Here is a 25,051-nt window from a genome sequence, read left to right as displayed (position 1 = left end):
GTGCTACATCTCCTCGGTGACGTAACGGCGAAGCCAGTCCCGGAAATCCGGGCCCAGGTCTTCACGTTCGCACGCGAGTCTGACAATGGCACGCAGATAGTCGCCACGGTCGCCTGTGTCGTAGCGGCGCCCCTTGAAGACGACCCCGTGGACCGGCCCGCCGAGGTCCGGATCGGCGGCGAGCGCCTGCAGGGCGTCGGTGAGCTGGATCTCGCCGCCGCGCCCGGGCTCGGTGGCGTGCAGCACGTCGAAGACAGCGGGGTCGAGGACATAGCGGCCGATGACGGCGTAGTTGCTGGGCGCGTCGGCCGGGTCCGGCTTCTCGACGAGCCCGGTCACCCGCACCACGTCGCCGTCCAGGGTCGGCTTGACCGCGGCGCAGCCGTAGAGGTGGATCTGGGCGGGGTCCACCTCCATCAGGGCGATGACGCTGCCGCCGTGCTCCTCCTGCACCTCGACCATGTGGGACAGGAGCGGATCGCGGGCATCGATGAGGTCGTCGCCGAGGAGGACGGCGAAGGGCTGGTCACCGACGTGCGGGGCGGCGCAGAGCACGGCGTGGCCGAGGCCCTTGGGGTCGCCCTGGCGGACGTAGTGCATGGTCGCGAGATCGCTGGATTCCTGCACGCGGGCGAGTCGGGTCTCGTCGCCCTTGCGGCTCAGGGCCTCTTCGAGCTCGTAGTTGCGATCGAAGTGATCCTCCAGGGGCCGCTTGTTACGGCCCGTGACCATGAGCACATCGGACAGCCCGGCGGTGACGGCTTCCTCGACGACGTACTGGATCGCCGGCTTGTCGACGACCGGCAGCATCTCCTTGGGGGTGGCCTTCGTGGCCGGCAGGAAGCGGGTTCCAAGCCCCGCGGCGGGGATGACAGCCTTGCTGATCCGAGTACGCGCTTGAGTCATGTACTGAACCCTATCGGGTGCCTTTGAGCGGTTGATGAGGGTTCGATGAATATGACATGAGACAGGAAGTTTGTGCACTCAGTGATCAATGCCGAAGGTAGTAAGCCGGAGTTGCGGCGAAGCCTCATCGCGGTGAGAGCCAGGTTGACGGCGGATGACATCGCGGACGCCCAGGCGCGTCTGGCGTGTCGCGCGCTGGAGCTGCCGGAGCTCGCGGAGGCGGGGACGGTGGCCGCGTATGTCTCGGTGGGCAGCGAGCCCGGCACACGGGACCTGAGGGAGGCGCTGCGGGCACGGGGTGTACGGGTGCTGCTCCCGGTTCTTCAGGAGGACAACGACCTCGACTGGGGCCAGGACGAGGGCCCCGAGCGGCTGGTGCGCGCCAGGCGGGGGCTGCTGGAGCCGGACGGGCCGCGGCTGGGCCCCGAGGCGGTCACCGGGGCGGACGTCGTGCTGCTGCCCGGGCTCGCGGTGGACCGGCGCGGGGTGCGCCTGGGCCGCGGCGGCGGTTCGTACGACCGGGTGCTGGCCCGGCTGGACCGGGCGGGGGCCCAGCCGGCGCTGGTGGTGCTGCTGTACGACGGCGAGGTGCTCGACGAGGTCCCGGGTGAGGTCCACGACCGGCCGGTGCACGCGGCGGTCACGCCCTCGGCGGTGCACCGCTTCCGGTCCCTTTAGGCGAGCCCCTGTACGACTTGGGCGAGCCCCTGTCTTGGGCGAGCCCCTATACGACCGCACGCCCCTCGCGAAACCTGCTCGCCGCATGGGCGGGGGTCTCGCGGGGGGCGTGCGTAGGCGCGCCGGCGGGAGGGGTCAGGGCGTGAGCGCCAGCTCGTCGTCCGTCGACTTCTTCACCGCGCTCTTGCTGAAGGACCAGGGCAGCAGCTCACCCTTCGCCCACTTCTCCGTCTGGTCGGTGTAGTGCGCGTTGTAGGCGTGCCCGGAGGCGCCGGTGAGGTTGATCCACCGCGACTTGTCCAGATCGTCGAGGTTGACGACCATCCGCATGGACGGCACCCAGGTGACGCCGTAGCCGCCCGCCGCGTTCCACCCGGTGGCGTTGACCGCGCCCTCGCCGCCGGACAGGTTCCAGGGGCCGCGGTTGAGGAGCCACTGCACCACACCCGGGCCGTCGGTGCCCAGAGTCTGGTTCTTCAGCGTCAGCCGGTGCAGTCGGCCCCAGCTCCAGCTGTTGATGTCCTTGCCCAGCTTGGCGGTGAGCTCGGCGCGCGCGTCCTTCATGGCCTCGCCCAGGAGCTGGTCCCGGTTGGTGGCGGCGGGCTCCAGGCGGCTGCCGGTGGTCTTCCACCAGTGGTTCTTGGGGTCCTTGATGATCTTCCGAAGGACCTCGTACCAGCGGTCGCCGCCGTCCGGCTGGGCCGACGCCGCGTCGCGCTGACCGCATTCGCGCACCAGCCGCGCCTTGCCGTTCAGGTCGTCGGCGGGGCCGGAGTCATCGGCGGGCCGGACGCGCAGACACTGGCCCTCCACCCGCAGCTCCTTCGGAAGTTTATTTCCGAACGCGAGCATAAGGACGTTGCGATAGACGGCGTTGAAGTAGGCGGCGGCCGGGGAGTCCGAATCCTGGGTGTAGTCCCAGCCCTCCAGGAGCTTCTGCGCCTCCCTGACGAAGTCGTCCTTGACGTTGATCTTCAGCAGGTAGGGGGTCAGCAGTTCGGCGATCTCGCTGCTGTTGTCCATCTGCATGGACTGCATGTCATCGGTCGAGATCTTCCCGTTGTCCTTGATCTTCGACTCGATCAGGTCGGTTATCCGCTGGCTGCGCGCCCCGTATCCCCAGTCGTCGGTCAGCTTGTACTTGTAGTCCTTGCCTATGACGGCCTGGTTGGCGGTGACGATGTAGCCCCGCTTGGGGTCGTAGTCCCAGGGCAGCTCGGACTGCGGGATGTAGCCGTTCCAGTCGTAGCGCGAGTCCCAACCGGGTGCCGGGTAACGCCCGTCCCCCTTGGAGCGCGTGGGGATCTTGCCGGGCGCCTGGTAGCCGATGTGGTTCTTGGTGTCGGCGTAGATCAGGTTCTGGGACGGGACGGCGAAGTCGCGGGCCGCCTTGCGGAAGTCGGTGAAGTTCTTGGCGGTGTTGAGCCCGAAGACCGCGTCCATGGTGTTGGACGGGTCCAGCGCGGTCCAGCGCAGCGAGACCGCGTAGCCGTCGCCGCGGTCAGGGGCCACGTCGCCGACGTCGCTGCCGACCGGTGCGCTCTTGCCGACGTCCCCGAGCTCGTCGTCGCGGTCGGAGACGATCGGGCCGTGCCGGGTCGAGCGGACGGTGATCGTCCGGGACTTGCCGCCGGCGACCTTGATGGTCTCCTCGCGGGTCTTGAACGGCGTCTGCTTGCCGTCGTAGAGATAGCCCTGGTTGGTGACCTTCTCCAGGTAGAGGTCGGTCACGTCGGCGCCCAGGTTGGTCATGCCCCAGGCGATGTCCTGGTTGTGGCCTATCACGACCCCCGGCATACCGGAGAACGTGAAGCCCGCCACGTCGTACGGGCACGCGGCGCTGACCTGGTTGCAGTGCAGGCCCATCTGGTACCAGACGGACGGCAGCTGCGGGGCCAGATGCGGGTCGTTGGCGAGCAGCGGCTTGCCGGTGGTCGTGTACCGGCCCGCGATCACCCAGGAGTTGGAGCCGATGCCGGTGCCGTTCGGGCCGAGCAGCGCCGGTACGTCGTCGAGGGTCTTGGAGAGCGAGGTGAGCTGGGTCTGGAAGCCCTGGGTGGCGTCCGCGACCCCGTTCGCGGTGGAGTCGGCGGAGGTGCCCGTCGCGGTCGCCTTGGGGTCGAAGGCGCCGGTGGTCTCGTCCACCGCGCCCGCGTCCACGATCGGCTTGTTGCGGCTGTACGGGTAGGCCGGGTACAGCTCTTCGATCTCCTTGGCGGTCAACCGGCTGGAGGCCAGGGCGCGGTCGACCTCGTCCTGCATATTGCCGCGCAGATCCCACGCCATGGCCTTGAGCCAGGCCACCGAGTCGATCGGGGTCCACTTCTCGGGCTTGTAGTCGTTCTCGAACTCCAGAGCCGCGTACTCGACGGACAGCTCCTTGCCCTGGTGGTCCGCGAGATACGCGTTGACCCCGTCGGAATAGGCCCGCAGATACTTCTTGGTGGTCGGCGACAGCTTGGTGTCGTACTCCTGCTTCGCGACCCGGTGCCAGCCCAGGGTGCGCAGGAACGCGTCGGTCTCCACCTGTCCGGAGCCGAACATCTCGGAGAGCCTACCGGCCGTCATGTGGCGGCGTACGTCCATCTCCCAGAAGCGGTCCTGGGCCTGGACGAACCCCTGGGCGCGGAAAAGATCCTCAGGGGTGTCGGCGTAGATCTGCGGTATCCCGTAGCCGTCGCGCTTGACCTGCACGGGCCCGGACAGCCCCTTGAGCTGCAGCGATCCCGTGGTCTCCGGGAAGGAGGCACGCACCGTACTGATGCTCCAGTACGTGCCGTATCCGACGCCCCCCACGAGCAGCAGCACGACTGCGATCACGATCAGGCGGGCACGTCGGCCCTTCTTCTTGCCAGAAGGGCCGTTTTTGTTGGCGGGCATCGCTGTCCTTCGGAGGGGCAGGGTGATCCTGGAGTGCTGGAGCAACCATAGGCGCAGCGCTGTCGCCGCCCCTACGCGGAGTCATGACTGGGGCCGCCCACCGGCCACCACCCGCGAAAAATCCATGTCAGCCACCCGCGTCAAGAACCCGTAAAATATTAGGTAAGGCAATGAAGTTCCGGTCGGTCGGGGAGCCTTCCGGCCGCTCCCGTGAGAAAGGTTCGGCCGCTGACTGTCCACCACCTCAACGAACTCCTGCTGATCTGCTCTCTCGTCCTGCTCGTAGCGGTGGCGGCCGTCAGGGTCTCGACGCGCAGCGGTCTGCCGACCCTGCTCATCTACCTCGGCCTCGGCGTCGCGATCGGGCAGGACGGGATCGGCGTCGTCTTCGAAGACGCCGAGCTCACGCAGGTCCTCGGCTATGCCGCGCTCGTGGTCATCCTGGCCGAGGGCGGCCTCGGCACGAAGTGGCGGGAAATCAAACCCGCCCTCCCCCTCGCCGCGGTGCTGTCCACCGCGGGGATCGCGGTGAGCGTCGGGGTCACGGCGGTGGCCGCGCACTATCTGGTCGGGCTCGACTGGCGGCAGGCGCTGATCATCGGCGCGGTGGTGTCGTCCACGGACGCCGCGGCGGTCTTCTCCGTGCTGCGCAAGGTGCCGCTGCCCAGGAGGCTCACGGGCACCCTGGAGGCGGAGTCCGGTTTCAACGACGCCCCGGTGGTGATCCTGGTGGTCGCCTTCTCCGCCCAGGGCGCGATAAGCCCGTGGTACGTGATGCTCGGCGAGATCGTCCTGGAGCTGGCCATCGGCGCCGTGGTGGGGCTGGCGATCGGCTGGCTGGGGGCGTACGGCCTGCGGCATGTGGCACTGCCCGCCTCGGGCCTGTACCCGATCGCGGTGATGGCGATCGCCGTGATCGCGTACGCGGGCGGGGCACTGGCCCACGGCTCCGGCTTCCTCGCCGTCTACCTGGCCTCGTTGATCTTGGGGAATGCGAAGCTGCCGCACTGGCCGGCCACGCGCGGCTTCGCCGAGGGGCTTGGCTGGATCGCGCAGATCGGGATGTTCGTGCTGCTCGGCCTGCTGGTGACCCCGCACGAGCTGGGCGACGACATCTGGCCGGCCATCGGCGTCGGAATGGCGCTGACCATGGTGGCCCGGCCGCTCTCCGTGCTGGTCAGCGCGGCGCCCTTCCGGATGCCATGGCGGGAGCAGGCCCTGCTGTCGTGGGCGGGGCTGCGCGGCGCGGTGCCGATCGTGCTCGCCACCATCCCGATGGTCTCGAACGTGCCCGACAGCCGCCGCGTCTTCAACATCGTCTTCGTGCTGGTGATCGTCTACACCCTGGTGCAGGGCCCGACGCTGCCCTGGGTCGCGCGCCGGCTGCGCCTGGGCGAGGAGGAGGCCGCGGCGGACCTCGGCATCGAGTCGGCGCCGCTGGAGCGGCTGCGCGGGCATCTGCTGTCGCTGTCGATCCCCAAGGACTCCAGGATGCACGGCGTGGAGATCGGCGAGCTGCGGCTGCCGACGGGGGCCGCGGTCACCCTGGTCGTACGGGACGGGAAGAGCTTTGTGCCGCAGCCCTCGACCGTGCTGCGGCGCGGCGACGAGCTGCTGGTCGTGGCCACGGACCCGGTGCGGGACGCGGCGGAGGAGCGGCTGCGGGCGGTGGGCCGGGGCGGCAAGCTGGCGGGCTGGCTGGGCACGAGAGCCGAGTGACGGGGCAGGCCGCGCGGCTACCGGGCCGGGCCGCGTGGCCTGGGTCACCGTATGGCCCGCCGCAGTGGACTGGCGGGCCGGAATACTGCACTATGGAGCGTCGTTAGCACTCATTGAGTGAGAGTGCCAGGAGGAGTAAGTGCCGACCTATCAGTACCAGTGCACCGAGTGTGGCCAGGGCCTCGAGGCGGTGCAGAAGTTCACCGACGACGCGCTCACCGAGTGCCCCAACTGCAAGGGACGCCTGAAGAAGGTGTTCTCGGCGGTCGGCATCGTCTTCAAGGGCTCGGGCTTCTACCGGAACGACAGCCGCGGCTCCTCGTCCAGCAGCACGAGCGGCGGTTCGTCCAAGTCGACGGCCGCGAAGAGCGAGGGCTCCTCGTCTTCGTCCTCCTCCTCGGACACGTCTTCGTCGTCGGGCTCGTCGTCGAGTTCTTCCTCGGGCTCGGGCTCGTCGTCGAGTTCGTCGTCGTCCACGTCGAGCAGCACCTCGTCGGCCGCCTGACGCGCGACCGCCTCAATCGCATACGACATCGCGCCGCTCTCCCTTGAGGGAGAGCGGCGCGATGTCGTATGCGCGGACGGCGCTGGCTAGGGTGATCGCATGGCGGAGACCACCAGCAGCACGTATGCGGAGATGGCGGAGATAGGGGTCATCGGCGGGTCGGGGTTCTACTCCTTCCTCGACAACGTGACCGAGATCACTGTCGAGACTCCCTATGGCGCACCGAGCGATTCGCTCTTCCTCGGCGAGATCGCCGGGCGGAAGGTCGCCTTCCTCCCGCGCCACGGCCGTAAGCACCACCTGCCCCCGCACCGGATCAACTACCGCGCCAACCTGTGGGCGCTGCGCTCGGTCGGCGTGCGGCAGATCTTCGGCCCGTGCGCGGTGGGCGGGCTGCGGCCGGAGTACGGACCGGGCACGCTGCTGGTGCCGGACCAGCTGGTGGACCGCACGAAGGGCCGCGTCCAGACCTATTTCGACGGCGAGGCGCTGCCGGACGGGCGGGTGCCGAACGTGGTGCACACCACCTTCGCCGATCCGTACTGCCCGACAGGGCGGCAGATCGCGGTGGCGGCGGCACGTGGGCGCGACTGGGAGCCGGTGGACGGCGGCACGATGTGCGTGATCGAGGGGCCGCGCTTCTCCACCCGGGCCGAGTCTCGGTGGCATGCGGCGCAGGGGTGGTCGGTGGTCGGCATGACAGGGCATCCGGAAGCGGTGCTGGCCCGTGAACTGGAGCTCTGCTACACGTCGTTGACGCTGGTCACGGACCTGGACGCGGGGGCGGAGACGGGCGAGGGGGTCTCGCACGGGGAAGTGCTGCGGGTGTTCGGGGAGAACCTGGAGCGGCTGCGCGACGTGCTGTTCGACGCCGTGGGCGCACTGCCGGCCACCGAGGCGCGGGACTGTCTGTGCGCGCATGGGCACGACGGCTGGGACCTGGGGATCGAACTGCCGTAGCGGACGGCGGGCTTACCCGCACGGGTGACGGAGTTATCCACAGCCTGGGGGTTGTGCACAGGCCCCAGCGGGATCCGGCGAGGGCGGGCATCGTGAAGGGGCCAGAAGCTCCTGACCTCTCACGACAGGCGGTGATTGCCGTGTCCGACCCGTTCCTTCGCCCTCCGTCCCTTTCACCCTCCTCACCCTCCTCATCCCCTCTATCGCCTCCACCCCTTCCGCCCCTTCCGTCCTCTCTATCGCCTGTTCCATCCCTCTCCTCGCCTTCGGCGTCTTCGGCGTCTTCGCCCGCGTCCCGGCCCCGCTCGGCTCCGTCCTGGGCCGAGCGGTCCCGTCGCACTCCCCCGACGTGCGCGGTGGCACGGTTCGGACCGGTGAGGGTGAGCCGAGGCGGAGACCGGCTGCGGCGCGCGTTACGGCGGCGACGGCGCTCGATGGCGGCGGGTCTGGCGATGAGCGCGGCCGCGCTGGCTGCCGCCGCGCCCTCCGGCGGCTCCGACCCGCGTCCGGCGGCGTCCTCACCACCGGACGACGGCCGACACGAGCCGCCTCCGGCCGTGGTGTCCGCGCCGGTGCGCATCGCCGACGCGGCGTCCGTGCGGCTGCTGCGCCCCGGCGACCGAGTGGATGTGCTGGCCGCCCCGGGATCCGATCAGGTCCGCGGCCCGGCCGCCGCGCATGTGGTCGTTCGTGGCGCGCGGGTGACCGATGTGCCGCGGCCGGGGCGTGTGGCAGCCGCGGACGTCGAGACCGGAGATCTCGGAGCGGCGGGTGGCGGAGCGGCGGGTGGTGGAGCGCTGGTGGTGCTCGCGGTGCCGCGGCCGACCGCGGCGGCCCTGGCCGGTGCGGCGTCCACATCGAGGTTGGCGGTGGCGCTGTGCCGTTCTTGACCGTAGGTTGCGGAGCCGTCCGCTCCAGAATCGGTGCGGCAAGAGAGAGGCAAAGGGTTGAGCGAGGAAAAGAAGAGCGTCGTGGAGGGCTTCAAGGCCTTCCTGATGCGTGGCAACGTCATCGATCTGGCTGTCGCGGTCGTGGTCGGAGCCGCGTTCACGAGTGTCGTGAACTCCATAGTGAAGGGCCTGATCAATCCGGTCGTCGGCGCCTTCGGCACCAAGGACCTGGAGAAGTACCGCTCTTGCCTGGAGGCCCCCTGCGAGACGAACGCCGCGGGCGAGGTCACCAAGGGCATCCCCATCCTCTGGGGGACCGTGCTGAGCGCCGTGCTCACCTTCCTGATCACAGCGGCGGTGGTGTACTTCCTGATGGTGCTGCCGATGTCGCGCTATCTGGCGCGGAAGGCCGCCAAGGAGCGGCAGGAAGAGGAGAAGCAGGCCGAGACGGAGAGTGCCGAGATCGCGCTGCTCCGCGAGATAAGGGACGAGCTGATCGCGCAGCGCGGCAGCCGATCGAGCACCTGAGCCCTCGGGGTTCCGGAGCTCAGAGGTGGTGGGGCGGCTTCTCGTCGAGGAAGCGGGCCAGGTCCGCGGCGCTGTCGGCGCCATCGCCGACGTCGCCGCCGGGCGACCGCTCACCCCAGCCGCGGTCCGTGTCGTCCGAGGACTGCTGCGCCAGCGGATCGTCGAAGATCAGCGCGGCTGCCGGGTCGCGCGGTCCGGGGTCAGGGGCGGTGCTCATGCGTCAAGAGTACGGCCGGCCTCACGGCGCGTCGGCGAGGGCGGCGGCCAGCTGCTCGTGCCACCACAGGTCCCGGCCAGGCGTCCAGGACACGGGGCGGGCCAGGCGGTGGACGACCAGGACCTTGGGGATCCGCGTGTTGCCCGCCAGCGCCCGGTCGATCAGCGGCTTGAGCGACTGCGGCTCCCCGCACCGCCAGTCGCCGTCCGCGGTGATCAGCACCTTCGCGTCCATCCCCGCCAGCCGGTCGCGCAGCTCATGGGCGCGCAGCCCGACGGGGAGGGTGGAGCGTACGGCGTCGAGGCGGCCGCAGGCGAGCGTGGCGATCACGGACTCGGGGATCAGCGGCAGATGCACCGCCACCCGGTCCCCCGCGCGCACGCCGAGCCTGGTCAGGGCCGCCGCCGCCCGGCCCGCCTGGTCCAGCAGTTCGGCGTGCGTCAGCTCTTCCTCGCAGTCCGGCTCACTGATCCAGCGGAGGGCCACCCGGGGTATCTGCCGCGCGGCGGCGGCCAGGGTCGGGGGCTCCTCCGTCCGAGACGTACTGGGCACGTTGGTCTTCCTTCGGACGCGGGCGAACGGCATATCGCACAGCCTGCCGTCGGCCAATCAACGTCTGATGAACGTCTTGTTGATGAGGGCCCCATCCGAAGGCTCCTGTGCCCGCGGGCCCTTCGCCACGGCCTCCGTGCTACGCATAGCGCCCATGGATACCGACCGGACAACACCCCGACCCGCCCGCCCCGGCCAGGTCGACGCCCTGACAGACGTACCCGGGCTGCGCATCGGCCATGCGCAGCGGACCGACGGCGGATGGCTCACCGGCACAACCGTCGTGCTGGCCCCCGAAGGAGGTGCGATCGCCGCGGTCGATGTCCGGGGCGGCGGCCCCGGCACCCGCGAGACCGACGCCCTCGATCCGCGCAATCTCGTCCAGCGCGTCGATGCCGTGGTGCTGACCGGCGGCAGCGCGTTCGGGCTGGACGCCGCCTCCGGAGTGGCCGCCTGGCTGGAGGAGCGGGGCCGCGGCTTCCGGGTCGGACCCGACCCGGCCCAGGTGGTGCCGGTCGTACCGGCCGCCGCCCTCTTCGACCTCGGGCGCGGGGGCGACTGGCGGGCCCGGCCGGACGCCGCGCTGGGGCGCGCGGCCATCGACGCCGCGGCCGGTACGGACATGGGCGCGCCGGTCGTGCAGGGCAGTGTGGGGGCCGGCGCGGGCGCGGTGGCGGGCGGCGTCAAGGGAGGCATCGGATCGGCGAGCGTGGTCCTGCCGTCCGGGATCACCGTGGCCGCGCTTGCGGCGGTGAACGCGGCGGGCTCGGTGGTCGATCCGCTGACGGGCGCGCTGTACGGGGAGTGGTTCGGCGAGCCGTACGGGCCGTACGGGCCAGATGAGTTGGCGCGGGGCGGCGGCCGGGCGCGGCGCCCCGGCGAGGCAGAACACGCCAGGGCGCAGCGTCGACTGACCGACGCGCGGGCCGAGTCGGAGCGGCGCTCGGCGGCCTCCGTACGGCCCCCGCTGAACACCACGTTGGCAGTGGTTGCCACGGACGCGGTGCTCACCCGCGCCCAGGCGCACAAGCTCGCGGGCACAGCGCATGACGGCCTGGCGCGCGCGGTGCGGCCGGTGCATCTGCTGTCCGACGGCGACACGGTCTTCGCCCTGGCGACGGGCGACCGCCCGCTCGTGCCCGAGGACGCCGACGGCGGGCAGGACCCGGCGTTCGGGGTGCATATGGAGGCCGGGGCGCTGAACGACGTGTTGGCCGCGGGGGCGGATGTGCTGACCCGGGCGGTGGTCAAGGGGGTACTGGCGGCCGAGGGGGTGGACGGGCCGGGGGGCGTGTTCCCCTCGTACCGCGACCTGTACGGCCCCGGACAGGCCGGACCGGAGGACTAGACGGAGGACGGGGTCGGAGCCCCGTAGAGGGACCCGTAGGGAGAGCCCCGCGGAGACGGGGCGAGGGGAGTGAGGGGAGCCCGATGACGGACACCACCGCGGTGGACACCACCGCCATGGCCATGGATACCTCCGCCGTGAACAGCACCGCCGTGGAGGCCGACTTGATCGTCGTCGGCGGTGGCCCGGCCGGCTGTGCCGCCGTGGTGATGGCCGCGGGCCTCGGTATGCGGTCCGTGCTCGTCGATCCGGGTGAGGCGCTGTGCCGGACGCTGGAGCGCATCCCGGTGCTCGGCAATGTGCTGGGCTTCTCCACCGGCCCGGCTCTGGCGGCGGCGATCACGGCCGATGTCGCCCGCAGCGGCCTGTGCCGGCTGGAGCTCGGTCGGCGCGCCATGCGGATCGGCGCCTATGAGGACCGGGTGGAGGTGGCCACCGTGCCCACGGAGGCGTCCGGTTCCGGTCTGTTGCTGACCGCGCCGTACGCCGTGGTCGCCACCGGTGTCGGGCCGCTGCGGCCGGAGGACGTGGGGTGGATCGATGGTCGGGAGGGGTTGGCGCTGCCTCCGCTGTGGGAGGCGGACCCGGCCGCGCTCGCCGGCCGCACCGCGCTGGTCCTCGGCGCCGATCGACCGCTCGGCACATTGCTGCGGGCCCATCCGGGCCTGGAGAGCCGGTTCGTCGTGGCCTGTCCGCCGGGTGACGCGTACAAGGCCGAGGAGATCGCCCAGGACCCGCGGGTCGAGCTGGTGCCGGTCCGCCATCTGACCCTCGTACCGCCCTCGCCCGGGGATCCCCCCGTGCTCGGGAAGCCACCCGTGCCCGAGGCGTCACTCACGGCCGAGAAGCCGCTTACGGCCGAGGTGTTGACCGTGGAGGGCGACCGGCGGACCCTGACCTGCCACCAGGGGTTCCGGAACCTCGGCAGCGGCCCGACGCCGCCCGGCGGGGACCTCGCCGCCGACGCCTCGGGCTACTGTCCGCCCTCCCGTCAGCACCCGAGGGTCTTCACCGCGGGCGATCTGCGCTCCGCCCGCTTCCAGCGGATCGCGACCGCCATGGGGTCGGGCAGCGAGGCCGCGCTCGGCGCCTACTACGCATCGCGCGACCTGCCGACGGAGGTGACGGATGATGTATCGCCCCGCGCATGACTCGGCGGTGAGACGGAGGGGGTCCGTCTCACCGCCGAGGGGAGCACGCCGCGGATGGCGGCGGTGGATGTGGCAGTGGTTGTGGTGGAGGCCGGCCAGGTCAGACCGTGACGGGCACCTTGGTCTCGCCGCCGGCACCGGCGCCCGTGGCGGGCTCACCGTCGGCGGCCGGGGTGGCCGTCTCGGGCCGGGTGGTCTTGCGCATCCCCTTGAGGACGATGACCAGACCGGCCGAGACCGCCGTGCCCGCCGCGATGGCCAGCAGGTACAGGAACGGCTGGCCGATCAGCGGGACCACGAAGATGCCGCCGTGCGGGGCGCGCAGCGTGCAGTCGAAGAGCATCGACAGCGCGCCGGTGACCGCGCCGCCCACCATCGAGGAGGGGATCACCCGCAGCGGGTCCGCCGCCGCGAAGGGGATCGCGCCCTCGCTGATGAAGGAGGCTCCCAGCACCCAGGCCGCCTTGCCGTTCTCCCGCTCGGTCTTGGTGAACAGCTGTCCGCGGACGGTGGTGGCCAGGGCCATGGCCAGCGGCGGGACCATACCGGCCGCCATCACCGCGGCCATGATCTTGAGGCTGCCGGTGCTCGGGTCCGACACCGCGATACCGCCGGTCGCGAAGGCGTAAGCGACCTTGTTGACCGGACCGCCCAGGTCGAAGCACATCATCAGGCCCAGGATGACGCCGAGGATGATGGCGTTCGTGCCGGAGAGGCCGTTGAGCCAGTCGGTCATGCCCTTCTGGGCGGAGGCGATGGGCTTGCCGATCACCACGAACATCAGGAAGCCGACGACCGCCGAGGAGATCAGCGGTATCACCACGACCGGCATGATGCCCCGCAGCGACGCCGGGACCTTGAACCGCTGGATGCCCATGACGACCGCGCCCGCGATCAGACCCGCGACCAGGCCGCCGAGGAAGCCCGCCTTGATGGTGGTCGCGATGTAGCCGCCGACGAAGCCGGGCACCAGACCGGGCCTGTCGGCCATGCCGTAGGCGATATAGCCCGCCAGGACCGGCACCAGGAAGGTGAACGCGGCCCCGCCGATCTGGAAGAGCAGCGCCGCCCAGCTGTCCGTCTCAGTCCATACGAAGTGGTCGGCGACGGACTTGGCGCTCGCGATCTCGTAACCGCCGATGGCGAAGGCCAGCGCGATCAGCAGACCGCCCGCGGCCACGAACGGGACCATGTAGCTGACGCCCGTCATCAGCCACTTGCGCAGCCGGGTGCCGAAGCGGTCGCCGGACTCGCCGGCCCGGTCCATCGGTGCCGAGCGGTCGGCGCCCGCGGAGGCGGCGGCCAGTGCGCTGATCTCGCCGCGCGCGGCCTTCTCGCGCACCTCGGCGATCAGCTCCGCCGGGCGGTTGATGCCCGCCTTCACCCCGACGTCCACGGTCGGCTTCCCGGCGAACCGCTCCTTGTCCCGCACCTCCACGTCATGCGCGAAGATCACAGCGTCGGCGGCGGCGATGGTCGCGGGGGCGAGTCTGTCGAACCCGGCCGAGCCCTGGGTCTCGACCACCAGCTCGATCCCGGCGTCCTGAGCCGCTCTCTCCAGCGACTCGGCTGCCATATAGGTGTGGGCGATGCCGGTGGGGCAGGAGGTGACGGCCACGATCCGGAAAGGCTCGGAAGCCGCAGCCGCCGCGGGCTCGGACCCGGCACCGGAAGCGGCCACACCCGACGCGGCAGCCGCCTGGTCGACGGAGGCGTCGGCCGCCGGGGTCTTGGTGCTCGCCTCGGCATCGGCTGCCGACGGCTCCGGCTGGTCGCCACGGATCAGGGCAGCCGCCTGTCGTGGGTCCTCGGCCGCGCGCAGGGCGCCGGTGAACTCGGCGTTCATCAGCTGGCGCGCCAGGCTGGACAGAATGGTCAGGTGATCGCTGTCCGCACCCGCGGGAGCGGCGATCAGGAAGATCAGGTCGGCCGGCCCGTCCGGGGCGCCGAAGTCGATGCGCGCGGCGCTGCGCCCGAAGGCCAGGGTCGGCTCGGTGACATGCTCACTGCGGCAGTGCGGTATGCCGATGCCGCCGTCCAGGCCGGTCGGCATCTGCGCCTCACGGGCTGCCACGTCGGCGAGGAAGCCGTCGAGGTCCGTGACGCGGCCGGCCGCGACCATGCGTTCGGCGAGCGACCGGGCAGCCGCTTCCTTGGTATCGGCGGACAGGTCCAGGTCGACCAGGTCCGCGGTGATCAGCTCACTCATCTCGCGGCTCCCTTGCATGCGGTACCGCCCCGGGGAAGGTGGGCGGCAGAGTGGGGACTGGGGGTGGGAGGGGGTGGGACAGGGTCGGGCTGGTCACGCGGGCTCCGTGAGTGCGCGGTCCAGCGGGACGTCCGCGGTCGTGGTGACGGCGGACGGGTCCAGATCGGCCGGGGTGGGCATGACGCTGCCCGGCAGTTGTACGGCGGCCGCGCCGTGGGCCACGGCCGAGGCCAGGGCGGCCGGCCCGAGGCCGCCCGCCGCGAGGAATCCGGCGAGGGAAGCGTCGCCCGCACCGACATTACTGCGGACGGCGGCGACCTGAGCCACGCCGAAGTAGGTGCCCGTCTCGTCGACGAGCAGTTGGCCGTCCGCGCCGAGGCTGGCCAGGACGGCGCGCGCGCCGAGCGCCCGCAGCTCCTCGGCCGCCTTGACCGCGTCGCCGATGGTGGCCAGCGGGCGGCCCACGGCCTGGGCCAGCTCCTCGGCGTTCGGCTTGACGACGTCGGGGCGCTCGCGCAGGGCCGCCGTGAGCGAGGGGCCGGAGGTGTCCAGGGCGATCCGGGCGCCCGCGCGGTGGGCCCGCGCCACGAGCTCGGCGTACCACTCGGGGGCGAGCCCGCGGGGCAGGCTGCCGCAGCAGGCGATCCAGTCGGCGTCGGCGGACTGCGTCCGTACGGCCTCCAGCAGTGCCTCCGCCTCGGCGGCGGTCAGCTCGGGACCGGCCGCATTGATCTTGGTGAGGGTGCCGTCGGGCTCGGCCACGGAGATATTGACCCGGGTCGAGCCCTGCACGGGGACGCCTGCGGCCTCGATCCCCAGCCCGCCGAGCAGCCGCGCCAGCAGCGCGCCCTCCGGCCCGCCCAGCGGCAGCACGGCGACCGTGCGGTGCCCGGCCGCGGCCACGGCCCGCGAGACATTGACGCCCTTGCCGCCGGGGTCGACCCGGTCGGCGGCGGCGCGCAGTACGGCGCCGCGCTCCAGCGCCGGAATCTCGTAGGTACGGTCCAGGCTGGGATTGGGGGTGACGGTGAGGATCATACGCGCGCTACTTCCGTGCCCTGCCGCTCGATGGCGAGGGCGTCCTGCGGGCTGAGCCCGGTGTCGGTGATGAGCAGATCGACATGGCCGAGATCGCCGAACCTGGCGAAGTGCTCCTGGCCGAACTTGGACGAGTCGGCGAGGAGGACGACCCGGCGGGCGGCGGCGACCATGGCGCGCTTGACGGCGGCCTCCGCGAGATCGGGGGTGGTCAGGCCGCCCTCGAGCGAGAAGCCGTTGGTGGCGAGAAAGACGACATCGGCCTTGATCTCGCCGTAGCCGCGCAGCGCCCATGCGTCCACCGCGGCGCGCGTGCGGTGGCGGACCCGGCCGCCGACGAGGTGGAGGGCGATACCGGGGTGGTCGGCGAGCCGGGCGGCGATCGGCAGCGCGTGGGTGACGACCGTGAGGTCGGATTCCAGCGGGACCGCGGCGGCGAGCCGGGCCGAAGTCGAGCCCGCGTCGATGATCACGCTGCCGTCGGCGGGCAGTTCGGCGACGGCGGCGCGGGCGATGCGGTCCTTCTCGTCGGCGGCGGTGCTCTCGCGCTCGGCGAGGTCGGGTTCGAAGTCGAGACGGCCGGCCGGGATGGCACCCCCGTGCACGCGGCGGACCAGGCCCGCCCTGTCGAGCGCCCGCAGGTCACGCCGCACCGTCTCGGCGGTGACCTGGAACTCCTCGGCAAGGGACAGCACATCCACCCGGCCGCTCTCGCGGGCCAGCCGGAGGATCTCCTGCTGCCGCTCCGGTGCGTACATGTGGGTTTACGTCCTTTCCATGCCCGAACCTGTGATTTCGCGGCCAGATTACGTCCCTAAAGCCGGGAAGTAAACAGACTCGGGCAGGAAACAATCCCGTACGGACATCCCCGGACCGAAGCCGGACGCGATCGGGCATATTGGCGCGCCAGCGCGACGTCCGAATGCCGCCGGAATCCCCGCTCCCGCCCCACGAGGATCGAGTCATGTCCTCCAGGACGGCTCAATCCACAACAAAGCAACCGAAGACAGGACGAGGGACACACATGGCACTCGACGGCAAGGCGGCACTGGTCACAGGCGGCAGCCGGGGCATCGGCGAAGCGGTGGCGCTCCGGCTCGCCGAAGACGGCGCCGACGTCGCGCTGACGTATCAGAACAACGAGGAGCGGGCGGCCGCCGTCGTCGACCGGATCAAGGCGCTGGGCCGCCGGGCCCTGGCCGTCCAGGCCGACAGCGCGGACCCGCGCGCGGTGCGCGAGGCCGTGGCCGCGGCGGCCGCGGAGTTCGGGCGGCTCGACATCCTGGTCAACAACGCGGGCGCCGGCGTGCTCGGCCCGTTCGGCGACCTGACGCTGGAGGACGTGGACCGCGTCCTCGCCGTCAATGTCCGCGCGCCCTTCCTCGCCGCCCAGGCCGCCGCCCACCATCTGACCGACGGCGGGCGCATCATCAACATCGGCAGCTGTATGGCCGAGCGCGTCGCCTTCCCCGGCGGCTCGCTGTACGCGATGAGCAAGACGGCCCTCACCGGCCTGACCAAGGCGCTGACCCGCGAGCTCGGCCCGCGCGGCATCAACGTCAACCTCATCCACCCTGGCCCCATCGACACCGATATGAACCCCGCCGACGGGGAGAGCGCCGCCATGCAGAGCGGCTTCACCGCGCTCGGCCGCTACGGACAGCCGTCGGAGATCGCCGCGACCGTCTCCCACCTCGCCGGGGACGACGGCCGGTACATCACCGGGGCGTCGATCGCCGTGGACGGCGGTTTCGCCGTCTGAGCAGTCCAGGGTTGAGCCCCGGCGCCTGGGGGGGGAAGAGGCGCCGGGGCTCGGCCATGGGCGGCCACTGCGGACAGCGACCAGAGAGACGGACAGAGGCCAGAGACAGGGAAAACGGGGAAAGGGATACGGGGGACGGTGGCTCAGGCCGCTTCGTCGAAGCCGGTCTGGCGCGCCATCTTCTTCAGCTCCAGCAGCGCGTGCTTCTCGATCTGGCGGATCCGCTCGCGCGTGAGGCCATGCTGCTTGCCGACCTCGGTGAGCGTGCGCTCCCGCCCGTCGTCGATGCCGTACCGGGCCTTGATGATGGAGGCCGTGCGGTCGTCGAGCCGGCCGATCAGATCCTCCAGCTCCTCGCTGCGCAGCAGTGTCATCACCGACTGCTCGGGCGAGACGGCCGAGGTGTCCTCCAGCAGATCGCCGAACTGGGTCTCGCCCTCGTCGTCCACCGACATGTTCAGACTGACGGGGTCACGGGCCCAGTCGAGCACATCCGAGACGCGCTCGGTCGTGGAGCCCAGCTCCGCCGCGATCTCCGAGTGCTCCGGCTCACGGCCGTGCTCACGGTTGAACTCGCGCTGCACCCGCCGGATCCGGCCAAGCTCTTCGACCAGATGGACGGGCAGCCGGATGGTGCGGGACTGATCGGCGATCGAGCGCGTGATGGCCTGGCGGATCCACCACGTGGCATACGTCGAGAACTTGAAGCCCTTCGTGTAGTCGAACTTCTCCACCGCGCGGACCAGGCCCGCGTTTCCCTCCTGGATCAGGTCGAGAAGCGGCAGCCCGCTGCGCGGGTACCGGCGCGCGACGGCCACGACCAAGCGCAGGTTGGAACGGATGAAGACGTCCTTGGCGCGGGCGCCCTCGGCGGCTATCGCCTCCAGCTCCCCACGGCTCGCACCGGCCGCCAGGGCGTCCTCGATCTCACCGTCCAGGATCTGCTGGGCATAGACACCCGCTTCGATTGCCTGAGACAGCTCGACCTCCTTGGCCGCGTCGAGCAGCGGGGTGCGAGCGATCTCGTCGAGATACATGCCGACCAGGTCGCGATCGGCGATCTCCCCGCCTGTGGCGCGAACACTGTTGGCCCCATCAGCGCCACTACTGGTGGCCTGATTGCGGGCGACGGCACGGGTTGCCATGCGTGCTCCCTTACAGATGGATCGGGCGCGGACTATGGACGGTGTTCCTGCCGGGTGCCCCGTCCGATGGAAACAACGACTGGAATCCGGACAGAATTCCCATGGCGCGCACACGTTTTCGCGATCATGCAGTACCCTGTCCCGACACACGGTGTCGATTTGCCCTCATAACACCCGAAAGTGCAGGTCAGGGCGGGTGCCGGCCACGGCCATCACCCCCGTTTCCGACCGTTCACCGTCGGGCTGCGGCGCCCGCGGTTGCTCTCACCTCCGAAGACGTCAGCGGCCGGATTCTGGTTGCGCGACCACTCCACCACGCAACACCTGGGCAACACCCGACCGAGTTGCCCGGCCCGTCACCCGGGTGTGCGCTGGAGAGAGACAGGTCAGGGCGTCGAGGAAGGAGAGCCCGCCATGAACGCCCCCACCGCCCCCACCGCCGCTCCGGCGCGCCACCGCCACCACCCGCACCTACGCGTCCCCCACCCCCACGCCCAGGTCCGGCTGCATCCCTCCGCGTCCTGGGTGGTCCCGCTCGTCCTGGGCATCTTCGCCGGCGGGTACGCGATCTTCATCGACCACAACGAGGGGACCCCCATCCTCCCGGCCGGCCTGCTCGGCCTGGCGACGGCCGTGGTCGTCGGGGCGCTGTGCTATCTGGTCGGCCGGGTCCAGTCCGCCCTGATGCCGGAGCTGAGGTCGGCCGCGTACGGGGCGCTCTTCGGCTGCGCCTTCGGCTTCCTGTACAGCCTGAGCGAGCACTCCGTGTTCCGCTCCTCCATGATGGGCCTCGGCGGCGGGCTCGCGATGTACGCCGCGTCCTTCTATATCTTCCGCACGCACCCGGCCGACTGAGAGCGGCTGTCAGGCCGGTGGACCGGGGCCGCGCGGCGTAGGTCCGCGGACCCCGCTCCCGTACATCGCCGGACCGTTACGGGGCCCGGCGGCCCCTGCCTAGCGTGGCGTGCATGGACGACACGAGCGGCACACTCGACGAAGCACTGGCCCGGCTGCACACCACAGGCCCCGAGCGCGGCGGCTGGCTGACCAACCACGCCCCGATGGCCGTCGAGGCCCTGGTCCGGCATGGACGGGGCCCCTCGGTGCACCGTTGGCTCGACCTCTACGCCAACAAGCTCGAGGACATGCCGACCCCGTACGCCACCGTCACCGCGGAGAACTGGTCCGAGGCGCTCGGCGACCCGCGCCGGATCGCCGACTGGACCGCGTACTTCACCCGCGAGCTCGCCGACCACCCCTGGCGCCAGGTCCTCGCCGAGTGGTGGCCGCGGCTGCTGCCCGGGATCGCCGGCGGGGCGACGCACCCGGTCATCCGCGTCGGCCACGCGGTACGCACCCTGCTCGGCGAGACGCACTCCGCCACCGTCCTCCGAAGCGCCCACTCCCCCGCCGACGAGCTCGCGAACGGGCCACGCACCCATGAGCTGGCCCACGCCCTCGGCTACTGGGCCGCCCGCCACGCCCCGCTGCCCCCGCTCGACCGGCTGCCGGGGCCCGCCCCGCGCACCGCCGCCGAGGCGATGGCCGCCGTACCGCGCGTCGCGGACCAGAGCGGTGGCATCCGCGACCGGCTGGCGCAGATCACTACGTTCCCGGTCTGGCCCGGCCCCGGCTCCGGAGCGCTCGACCCCGCCTCCGGGGCGCTCGGCCCCGCCTCCGGGGCGCTCGGCCCCGCCTCCGGGGCGCTCGGCCCGGATCAGGCGCGCGAGCTGCTGACCGAGCTCGTACGGGCCGCCGCCCACCGCTACGCCACCCACGCCCACGGCTCGCCGATCATGCTGGTCCACGCCGTGACCGCGCCCAATGCCGTGCTGCGCACCCTGCCCGCGCTCCCCCGCGAGCTGTGGGCGACCAGCCTGGACGCGGCGTGGGCGGCGAACGCCGCGGTGCTGGCCGCGTACGCGCCGCCCACCGGCCTTCCGCACGGCGAGCTGCCGCCCGTACCGGCCGGGGCCACGCCCGCCGAGCGGGCCGAGGAGATCTTCACGCGCGCCGCCGCGCACGGCGACGAGCACGCGATCAAGCTGACCGACACCGTGCTCGATGTCATGGCGACGACCGACGAGGGCGGGGGCGACGACCTCGCCGTGGCGGCGGCCCTGCGCGCATGCGCGCTCATCGAGCCGATCGCATGACCGCACGCGTAACCCCACGCGCGAACGCGCAACCTCGCGACCGCGCGAACGCGCAACCTCGCGACCGTCAGCCGAACTGCACCGACCGCTTGGCCAGCCCCATCCAGAAGCCGTCGATGACGCTGCGCTGGCCGCCGAGGTCGGACTCCGCGGCGCCCAGGGTGACGAACAGCGGCGCGAAGTGCTCCGTGCGCGGGTGGGCCAGGCGGCCCGCCGGGGACTTGCGCTCGAAGTCCAGCAGCGCGTCGACGTCCTGGGCGTCCAGCGCTCGCTGCCCCCAGTCGTCGAACTCCGTCGACCAGCCGGGCGGCGTCGGCCCCGCGTTCCGCAGCGCGGCCAGGTTGTGGGTGAAGAAGCCGCTGCCGACGATCAGCACGCCCTCGTCCCGCAGCGGGGCGAGCTTGCGGCCGATGGCCATCAGCTCGCTCGGATCGAGGGTCGGCATCGACACCTGCAGGACGGGGATGTCGGCGTCCGGGTACATCTCGACGAGCGGGACGTACGCGCCGTGGTCCAGGCCCCGGTCCGGTATGTCCTGGACGGGCGTGCCCGCCGTACGCAGCGTCTTGCGCACGCGCTCGGCGAGTTCGGGCGCGCCGGGGGCGTCGTACCGCACCTGGTAGTAGTGCTCGGGGAAGCCCCAGAAGTCGTACACCAGCGGCACGGCCTGGGTGGCCCCGAGGGCCAGCGGGGCCTCTTCCCAGTGGGCGGAGACCATCAGGATCGCCGTGGGCCGGGGCAGCCCCGCCGACCAGGCGGCGAGCTGACCGGGCCAGACCGGGTCGTCGGCGAGCGGCGGAGCACCGTGGCTGAGGTAGAGGGCGGGCATGCGCCCGCCCGATACGGACGAGGACGGCGTGGCGGCGGACATGGCGGCTCCCGTAGCCATAACTTGAAGTCTCAAGAAAACTTTTCGGAACCACTGTAGTGCCCAGTAGTTTAAATTTCAAGAAATAGTTCTTACAATAAGATCGTGGACGCGATGACGACCCCCGCAGACGCCGAAGAACCCCGCTGGCTGACCGACGATGAACAGCACGCCTGGCAGTCCTACCTCCAGGCGAACATGCTGCTCGAAGACCATCTCGACCGTCAGTTGCAGCGCGACGCGGGCTTGCCTCATGTGTACTACGGCCTGCTGGTGAAGCTCTCCTGGGCGCCTCGCCACCGGCTGCGGATGACGGAGCTGGCCGCGGCCGCGAAGATCACCCGGTCCCGTCTCTCGCACGCCATCACCCGTCTGGAGAAGAACGGCTGGGTACGGCGCGAGGACTGCACCTCCGACAAGCGCGGGCAGAACGCCGTGCTGACGGACGAGGGGTTCGAGGTGCTGAAGAAGGCCGCGCCCGGCCATGTCGAGGCCGTGCGCGCGGCCATATTCGACCGGCTCACACCGGAGCAGATCGGCCAGTTCGGCGACATCTGCCGCATCATCGCCGACGGTCTTCAGCCGGAGGGCGCCGACCTCCCCTGGCTGCGCTGACCTGGCCGCACTGAACCCGGCCACCGAACCCGGCCGCGCTGACCTGAACGCGCTGACCTGAACGCGCTGACCTGAACGCCGAAGCGGGCGCCAGAACAGCGGAAAGCCCCGCTCCTCCCGAAGGAGCGGGGCTTTCCGCGTCGTACGAGCGACGGCCGTGCCGTACGCGTATCAGTGCGCCATGACCGGGATCGCGTCCTCGGCCGCGCCCTCACCGGAGCCGCTGGCCGCAGAGCTGCCGTCCTGCCGCCCGGCGTTGACGAAGGTCACGGCGATCGCCGCGGCGACCACCAGGATGCCGACCGCCCACCAGATGGCGGTGGTGTAGCCGTGCACCTGCGACTGCAGCTTCAGCAGCTCCGGCGACTTGGCCGTGGCCACGTGCGCCTTGCCGTACTTCTCCCCCGCGCTGGTGGCGATGGTGTTGAGAAGCGCGGTGCCGATCGCGCCGCCGACCTGCTGCGAGGTGTTGACCATCGCGGAGGCGACACCCGCGTCACGCGGCTGGATGCCGAACGTGGACAGGCTCATTGCCGGCATGAACGCCGTACCCATACCGAGGCCCAGCAGCAGGAACGCGGGCAGGATCAGGAGCGGGTACGAGGTGTCCAGGTCGATCTGGGTCAGCAGCAGCATGCCGACCGCGGCGACCAGGAAGCCCGGGCCCATCAGCATCCGGGCCGGGACCCGGGTCATCAGCCGGGTGCCGATCTGCGTGGACCCGGTGATCATGCCGACGATCATCGGCAGGAAGGACAGACCGCTCTTGACCGGGCTGTACCCCTTCACCATCTGCATGTAGTAGGTGAGGAACAGGAACAGACCGAACATGCCGATGACGGCCAGACCCAGCGCCAGGTAGACGCCACCGCGGTTGCGGTTGGTCACGACGCGCAGCGGCAGCAGCGGCGCCTTGACCCGGGACTCGACGACCGCGAAGGCGGCCAGCAGCACGACGGCCGCGACGAACAGGCCCAGGGTGATGCCGGCGGTCCAGCCGTCGCTCTCGGCGCGGGTGAAGGCGTAGACCAGCGAGACCAGGCCCAGTGTGGCCAGCAGAACGCCGGGGATGTCGAGCTTGGCGGGGTTACGGCTCTCGGCGGGCTCGCGGATCACGGCGATCGCGCCGACCGCGGCGACGATGGCGAACGGGATGTTGACGAAGAACGTCCAGCGCCAGTTCATGTACTCGGTCAGCACACCGCCGAGGATCAGACCGACGGCACCGCCACCACCCGCGATGGCGCCGAAGATGCCGAACGCCTTGGCGCGCTCCTTGGCATCGGTGAACGTCACCGCCAGCAGCGAGAGCGCCGACGGGGCGAGCAGTGCGCCGAAGATGCCCTGCAGCGCACGGGCGCCCATCAGCATGGGCGAGTTGAGCGCGGCGCCGCCCAGCGCCGAGGCGGCCGCGAAGCCGATCAGGCCGACGATGAAGGTCTGCTTACGACCCCACAGGTCGGCGAGGCGTCCGCCGAAGAGCAGCAGACCACCGAAGGCCAGCGCGTAGGCCGTGATGACCCACTGCTTGTTGCCGTCGGAGATGTCCAGGGCGTCCTGGGCGGAGGGCAGCGCGATGTTCACGATGGTCGCGTCGAGCACGACCATCAGCTGGGCGAGGGCGATGAATATCAGCGCTTTCCAGCGCCGGGGATCGACGTTCTGTGCCGTTTCAGGCATGGGTGGGCCTACCTAGCGGTGCGGAGAGTGACAAACGGGACGTTTGGCGGACTAAAGGACGTACGTAAGGAAGTACTAGCGCAACGGACTGACACAACAACGACGTAGCGGCGCACCGGAAGGTGACAACACGCGGCGGCGCTACGGGTGGTTTCTGCCTACGGGCCGTTACTGACGACGAAAAGACTGACTGGCGAACGAACGGGAATTAATCGGTCCAGGTCACCGGCCGACGCGTGATGTACGTCACGGACGACGCTTGAGATCCTCCAAAGTGGCGGCGGAGCCGGACAGTACGGAGCGCCCCGGGGCAGCCAGTCCGTCCAGGAACAGCTGTAGGTGCCGGTGCACAAAGATGTCGAAGTTCACACAGGCGCCGCCGGGCAGCGGCCTGGTGAGCTGAGTCAGGGCGACCATCAGATCACCGGCGTCGATGTCGGTGCGCAGCTGGCCGGAGTCACGCCCGGCGGCCATCAGGGCGTTGATGGCGCCGTCCAGCCGCGCATGCGCGGCAATGTGGTCAGGGTGCTCCTTGTTGATGCCGTCGGAGAGCAGCGGGCACAGCGCGCCGACGCGCTCCTCGGCCGCCGCGTGCACAAAGCGACACAGCGCCGCGAAGGCGTCGGGCTCCTCCGCCAGGGCGACTTCGGCCTGGTCGGCGATGCGCTCCATCACCGAGACGGTGACATGACGCACCAGCTCGCCGCGGTCCGCGAAGTGCCGATAAAGGGTGGCATTGCCGACCCCTGCCCGTCGAGCGATTTCATCGAGCGAGATCTCCGCCCCGTGCTCGACGAGCACCTCGCGGGCCGCCGCGACGATCCGCTCCCTGTTGCGCAGGGCGTCGGCGCGCAGCCTGGGCCGCGCGGGCTGCTGGGTGGTGGCGGTAGCGACTCCCACGACGGCACTCCTTCCGGCACGAAGATTCGGCGTTCAACATTTCCGGGGACTCGGTCCCCGTTTCGTACATACGGTTAAACGGGGAGACCGTCCCCGGAAATTTCGCGAGCGGAGGTGACCTGCCTCACACCTGTCCGGCGGCCAAGCCGCCCGGACGGAGCAGCCTTTTCCCCCGCCCGGCCGCACCCCACGGGCGCCCGGACGGGCGCCGCCACACGGTGGACTCGCCATGAAGCACTCACGCGAGACGCCCCGGAAGCACTCGGGCGAGACGACCGGCAAGCGCTCAGGCGAGACGCCCCGCCGTCGAGCGCGTGGCCGAGCTCGCCATCGAGCGCGCCACC

Annotated in this window: 23 protein-coding genes; 12 read left to right on the top strand and 11 right to left on the bottom strand. The window is 71.0% G+C overall.

Annotation, left to right across the window (positions count from 1 at the left end):
* Positions 1 to 3: 3 nt before the first annotated feature.
* Positions 4 to 906, bottom strand: a complete 903-nt coding sequence (galU, locus tag ACFV2X_RS36465; RefSeq protein WP_385625113.1) for a UTP--glucose-1-phosphate uridylyltransferase GalU — start codon at positions 904 to 906, stop codon at positions 4 to 6.
* An 84-nt stretch (positions 907 to 990) separates the two neighbouring features.
* Between galU and ACFV2X_RS36460 the strand changes: the two genes are divergently transcribed.
* Positions 991 to 1,584 carry a 5-formyltetrahydrofolate cyclo-ligase gene (locus tag ACFV2X_RS36460; protein WP_385625135.1) on the top strand — a complete coding sequence of 198 codons (594 nt, stop codon included), beginning with the start codon at positions 991 to 993 and terminating at the stop codon, positions 1,582 to 1,584.
* Between the two features lie 135 nt (positions 1,585 to 1,719).
* Here the strand turns inward: ACFV2X_RS36460 and ACFV2X_RS36455 are convergent, their stop codons facing one another.
* Positions 1,720 to 4,464 carry a penicillin acylase family protein gene (locus tag ACFV2X_RS36455; RefSeq protein WP_385625111.1) on the bottom strand — a complete coding sequence of 915 codons (2,745 nt, stop codon included), beginning with the start codon at positions 4,462 to 4,464 and terminating at the stop codon, positions 1,720 to 1,722.
* A gap of 210 nt (positions 4,465 to 4,674) precedes the next feature.
* On the opposite strand from ACFV2X_RS36455, the gene ACFV2X_RS36450 reads away from it, so the two are divergent.
* From ACFV2X_RS36450 to mscL, 5 genes are all read left to right on the top strand, one after another.
* Entirely contained in the window at positions 4,675 to 6,183 is a 1,509-nt protein-coding gene (locus ACFV2X_RS36450) for a potassium/proton antiporter (RefSeq protein WP_385625108.1), read from the top strand.
* 139 nt (positions 6,184 to 6,322) lie between these two features.
* Positions 6,323 to 6,688 (top strand): FmdB family zinc ribbon protein, encoded by a 366-nt coding sequence (locus ACFV2X_RS36445; protein WP_385625106.1) that lies wholly within the window; start codon positions 6,323 to 6,325, stop codon positions 6,686 to 6,688.
* A 99-nt stretch (positions 6,689 to 6,787) separates the two neighbouring features.
* A complete protein-coding gene (locus ACFV2X_RS36440) occupies positions 6,788 to 7,648 on the top strand; it encodes an S-methyl-5'-thioadenosine phosphorylase (RefSeq protein WP_385625103.1) in 861 nt (286 codons plus the stop codon).
* 374 nt (positions 7,649 to 8,022) lie between these two features.
* Complete coding sequence (locus ACFV2X_RS36435; RefSeq protein WP_385625101.1) at positions 8,023 to 8,538, top strand: RcpC/CpaB family pilus assembly protein; 516 nt, start codon at positions 8,023 to 8,025, stop codon at positions 8,536 to 8,538.
* 57 nt (positions 8,539 to 8,595) lie between these two features.
* Positions 8,596 to 9,066 carry a large conductance mechanosensitive channel protein MscL gene (gene mscL, locus ACFV2X_RS36430; RefSeq protein ID WP_089505288.1) on the top strand — a complete coding sequence of 157 codons (471 nt, stop codon included), beginning with the start codon at positions 8,596 to 8,598 and terminating at the stop codon, positions 9,064 to 9,066.
* A gap of 19 nt (positions 9,067 to 9,085) precedes the next feature.
* On the opposite strand, the gene ACFV2X_RS36425 is transcribed toward mscL, so the two are convergent.
* Both ACFV2X_RS36425 and ACFV2X_RS36420 read right to left on the bottom strand, forming a co-directional pair.
* Entirely contained in the window at positions 9,086 to 9,283 is a 198-nt protein-coding gene (locus tag ACFV2X_RS36425) for a hypothetical protein (RefSeq protein ID WP_385625098.1), read from the bottom strand.
* Between the two features lie 21 nt (positions 9,284 to 9,304).
* The gene (locus tag ACFV2X_RS36420; RefSeq protein WP_385625096.1) at positions 9,305 to 9,835 is read right to left on the bottom strand and encodes an AMP-binding protein; all 531 of its coding nucleotides are present in this window, start codon (positions 9,833 to 9,835) and stop codon (positions 9,305 to 9,307) included.
* 154 nt (positions 9,836 to 9,989) lie between these two features.
* Here ACFV2X_RS36420 and ACFV2X_RS36415 point away from each other — a divergent pair, with 154 nt between their 5' ends.
* Both ACFV2X_RS36415 and ACFV2X_RS36410 read left to right on the top strand, forming a co-directional pair.
* Positions 9,990 to 11,183, top strand: coding sequence for a P1 family peptidase (locus ACFV2X_RS36415; RefSeq protein WP_385625093.1), 1,194 nt, complete (start codon positions 9,990 to 9,992; stop codon positions 11,181 to 11,183).
* An 83-nt stretch (positions 11,184 to 11,266) separates the two neighbouring features.
* Positions 11,267 to 12,334, top strand: coding sequence for a pyridine nucleotide-disulfide oxidoreductase (locus ACFV2X_RS36410; protein ID WP_385625090.1), 1,068 nt, complete (start codon positions 11,267 to 11,269; stop codon positions 12,332 to 12,334).
* A gap of 100 nt (positions 12,335 to 12,434) precedes the next feature.
* Here the strand turns inward: ACFV2X_RS36410 and ACFV2X_RS36405 are convergent, their stop codons facing one another.
* The 3 genes from ACFV2X_RS36405 to ACFV2X_RS36395 all read right to left on the bottom strand — a co-directional run bounded on the left by ACFV2X_RS36405 (position 12,435) and on the right by ACFV2X_RS36395 (position 16,339).
* On the bottom strand, positions 12,435 to 14,543 hold the full coding sequence (locus tag ACFV2X_RS36405) for a fructose-specific PTS transporter subunit EIIC (protein WP_385625087.1): 2,109 nt from the start codon (positions 14,541 to 14,543) through the stop codon (positions 12,435 to 12,437).
* Positions 14,544 to 14,636: 93 nt separating this feature from the next.
* Complete coding sequence (pfkB, locus tag ACFV2X_RS36400; RefSeq protein WP_385625084.1) at positions 14,637 to 15,581, bottom strand: 1-phosphofructokinase; 945 nt, start codon at positions 15,579 to 15,581, stop codon at positions 14,637 to 14,639.
* A complete protein-coding gene (locus ACFV2X_RS36395; protein ID WP_014179044.1) occupies positions 15,578 to 16,339 on the bottom strand; it encodes a DeoR/GlpR family DNA-binding transcription regulator in 762 nt (253 codons plus the stop codon). The genes pfkB and ACFV2X_RS36395 overlap by 4 nt, the downstream gene beginning before the upstream one ends.
* A gap of 266 nt (positions 16,340 to 16,605) precedes the next feature.
* Between ACFV2X_RS36395 and ACFV2X_RS36390 the strand changes: the two genes are divergently transcribed.
* Positions 16,606 to 17,343: a 3-oxoacyl-ACP reductase family protein gene (locus ACFV2X_RS36390; protein WP_385625081.1), complete on the top strand. Its 738-nt coding sequence runs from the start codon at positions 16,606 to 16,608 to the stop codon at positions 17,341 to 17,343.
* Positions 17,344 to 17,486: 143 nt separating this feature from the next.
* On the opposite strand, the gene ACFV2X_RS36385 is transcribed toward ACFV2X_RS36390, so the two are convergent.
* On the bottom strand, positions 17,487 to 18,488 hold the full coding sequence (locus ACFV2X_RS36385; RefSeq protein ID WP_089505296.1) for an RNA polymerase sigma factor RpoD/SigA: 1,002 nt from the start codon (positions 18,486 to 18,488) through the stop codon (positions 17,487 to 17,489).
* 414 nt (positions 18,489 to 18,902) lie between these two features.
* Here ACFV2X_RS36385 and ACFV2X_RS36380 point away from each other — a divergent pair, with 414 nt between their 5' ends.
* Complete coding sequence (locus tag ACFV2X_RS36380) at positions 18,903 to 19,343, top strand: hypothetical protein (RefSeq protein WP_385625077.1); 441 nt, start codon at positions 18,903 to 18,905, stop codon at positions 19,341 to 19,343.
* Positions 19,344 to 19,456: 113 nt separating this feature from the next.
* Positions 19,457 to 20,644 (top strand): questin oxidase family protein, encoded by a 1,188-nt coding sequence (locus ACFV2X_RS36375; protein ID WP_385625074.1) that lies wholly within the window; start codon positions 19,457 to 19,459, stop codon positions 20,642 to 20,644.
* A 67-nt stretch (positions 20,645 to 20,711) separates the two neighbouring features.
* Here the strand turns inward: ACFV2X_RS36375 and ACFV2X_RS36370 are convergent, their stop codons facing one another.
* Positions 20,712 to 21,515 carry a dioxygenase gene (locus ACFV2X_RS36370; RefSeq protein WP_385625071.1) on the bottom strand — a complete coding sequence of 268 codons (804 nt, stop codon included), beginning with the start codon at positions 21,513 to 21,515 and terminating at the stop codon, positions 20,712 to 20,714.
* Positions 21,516 to 21,617: 102 nt separating this feature from the next.
* Here ACFV2X_RS36370 and ACFV2X_RS36365 point away from each other — a divergent pair, with 102 nt between their 5' ends.
* Complete coding sequence (locus tag ACFV2X_RS36365; RefSeq protein ID WP_385625068.1) at positions 21,618 to 22,127, top strand: MarR family winged helix-turn-helix transcriptional regulator; 510 nt, start codon at positions 21,618 to 21,620, stop codon at positions 22,125 to 22,127.
* A gap of 171 nt (positions 22,128 to 22,298) precedes the next feature.
* Here the strand turns inward: ACFV2X_RS36365 and ACFV2X_RS36360 are convergent, their stop codons facing one another.
* Both ACFV2X_RS36360 and ACFV2X_RS36355 read right to left on the bottom strand, forming a co-directional pair.
* Positions 22,299 to 23,807, bottom strand: a complete 1,509-nt coding sequence (locus tag ACFV2X_RS36360; RefSeq protein ID WP_385625065.1) for an MFS transporter — start codon at positions 23,805 to 23,807, stop codon at positions 22,299 to 22,301.
* 246 nt (positions 23,808 to 24,053) lie between these two features.
* Positions 24,054 to 24,707, bottom strand: a complete 654-nt coding sequence (locus ACFV2X_RS36355; RefSeq protein ID WP_385625062.1) for a TetR/AcrR family transcriptional regulator — start codon at positions 24,705 to 24,707, stop codon at positions 24,054 to 24,056.
* Between the last annotated feature and the right edge of the window lie 344 nt (positions 24,708 to 25,051).

Source organism: Streptomyces sp. NPDC059679, from assembly GCF_042734105.1.
GTDB lineage: Bacteria > Actinomycetota > Actinomycetes > Streptomycetales > Streptomycetaceae > Streptomyces.
This window is presented reverse-complemented; position numbering and strand designations above follow the sequence as displayed.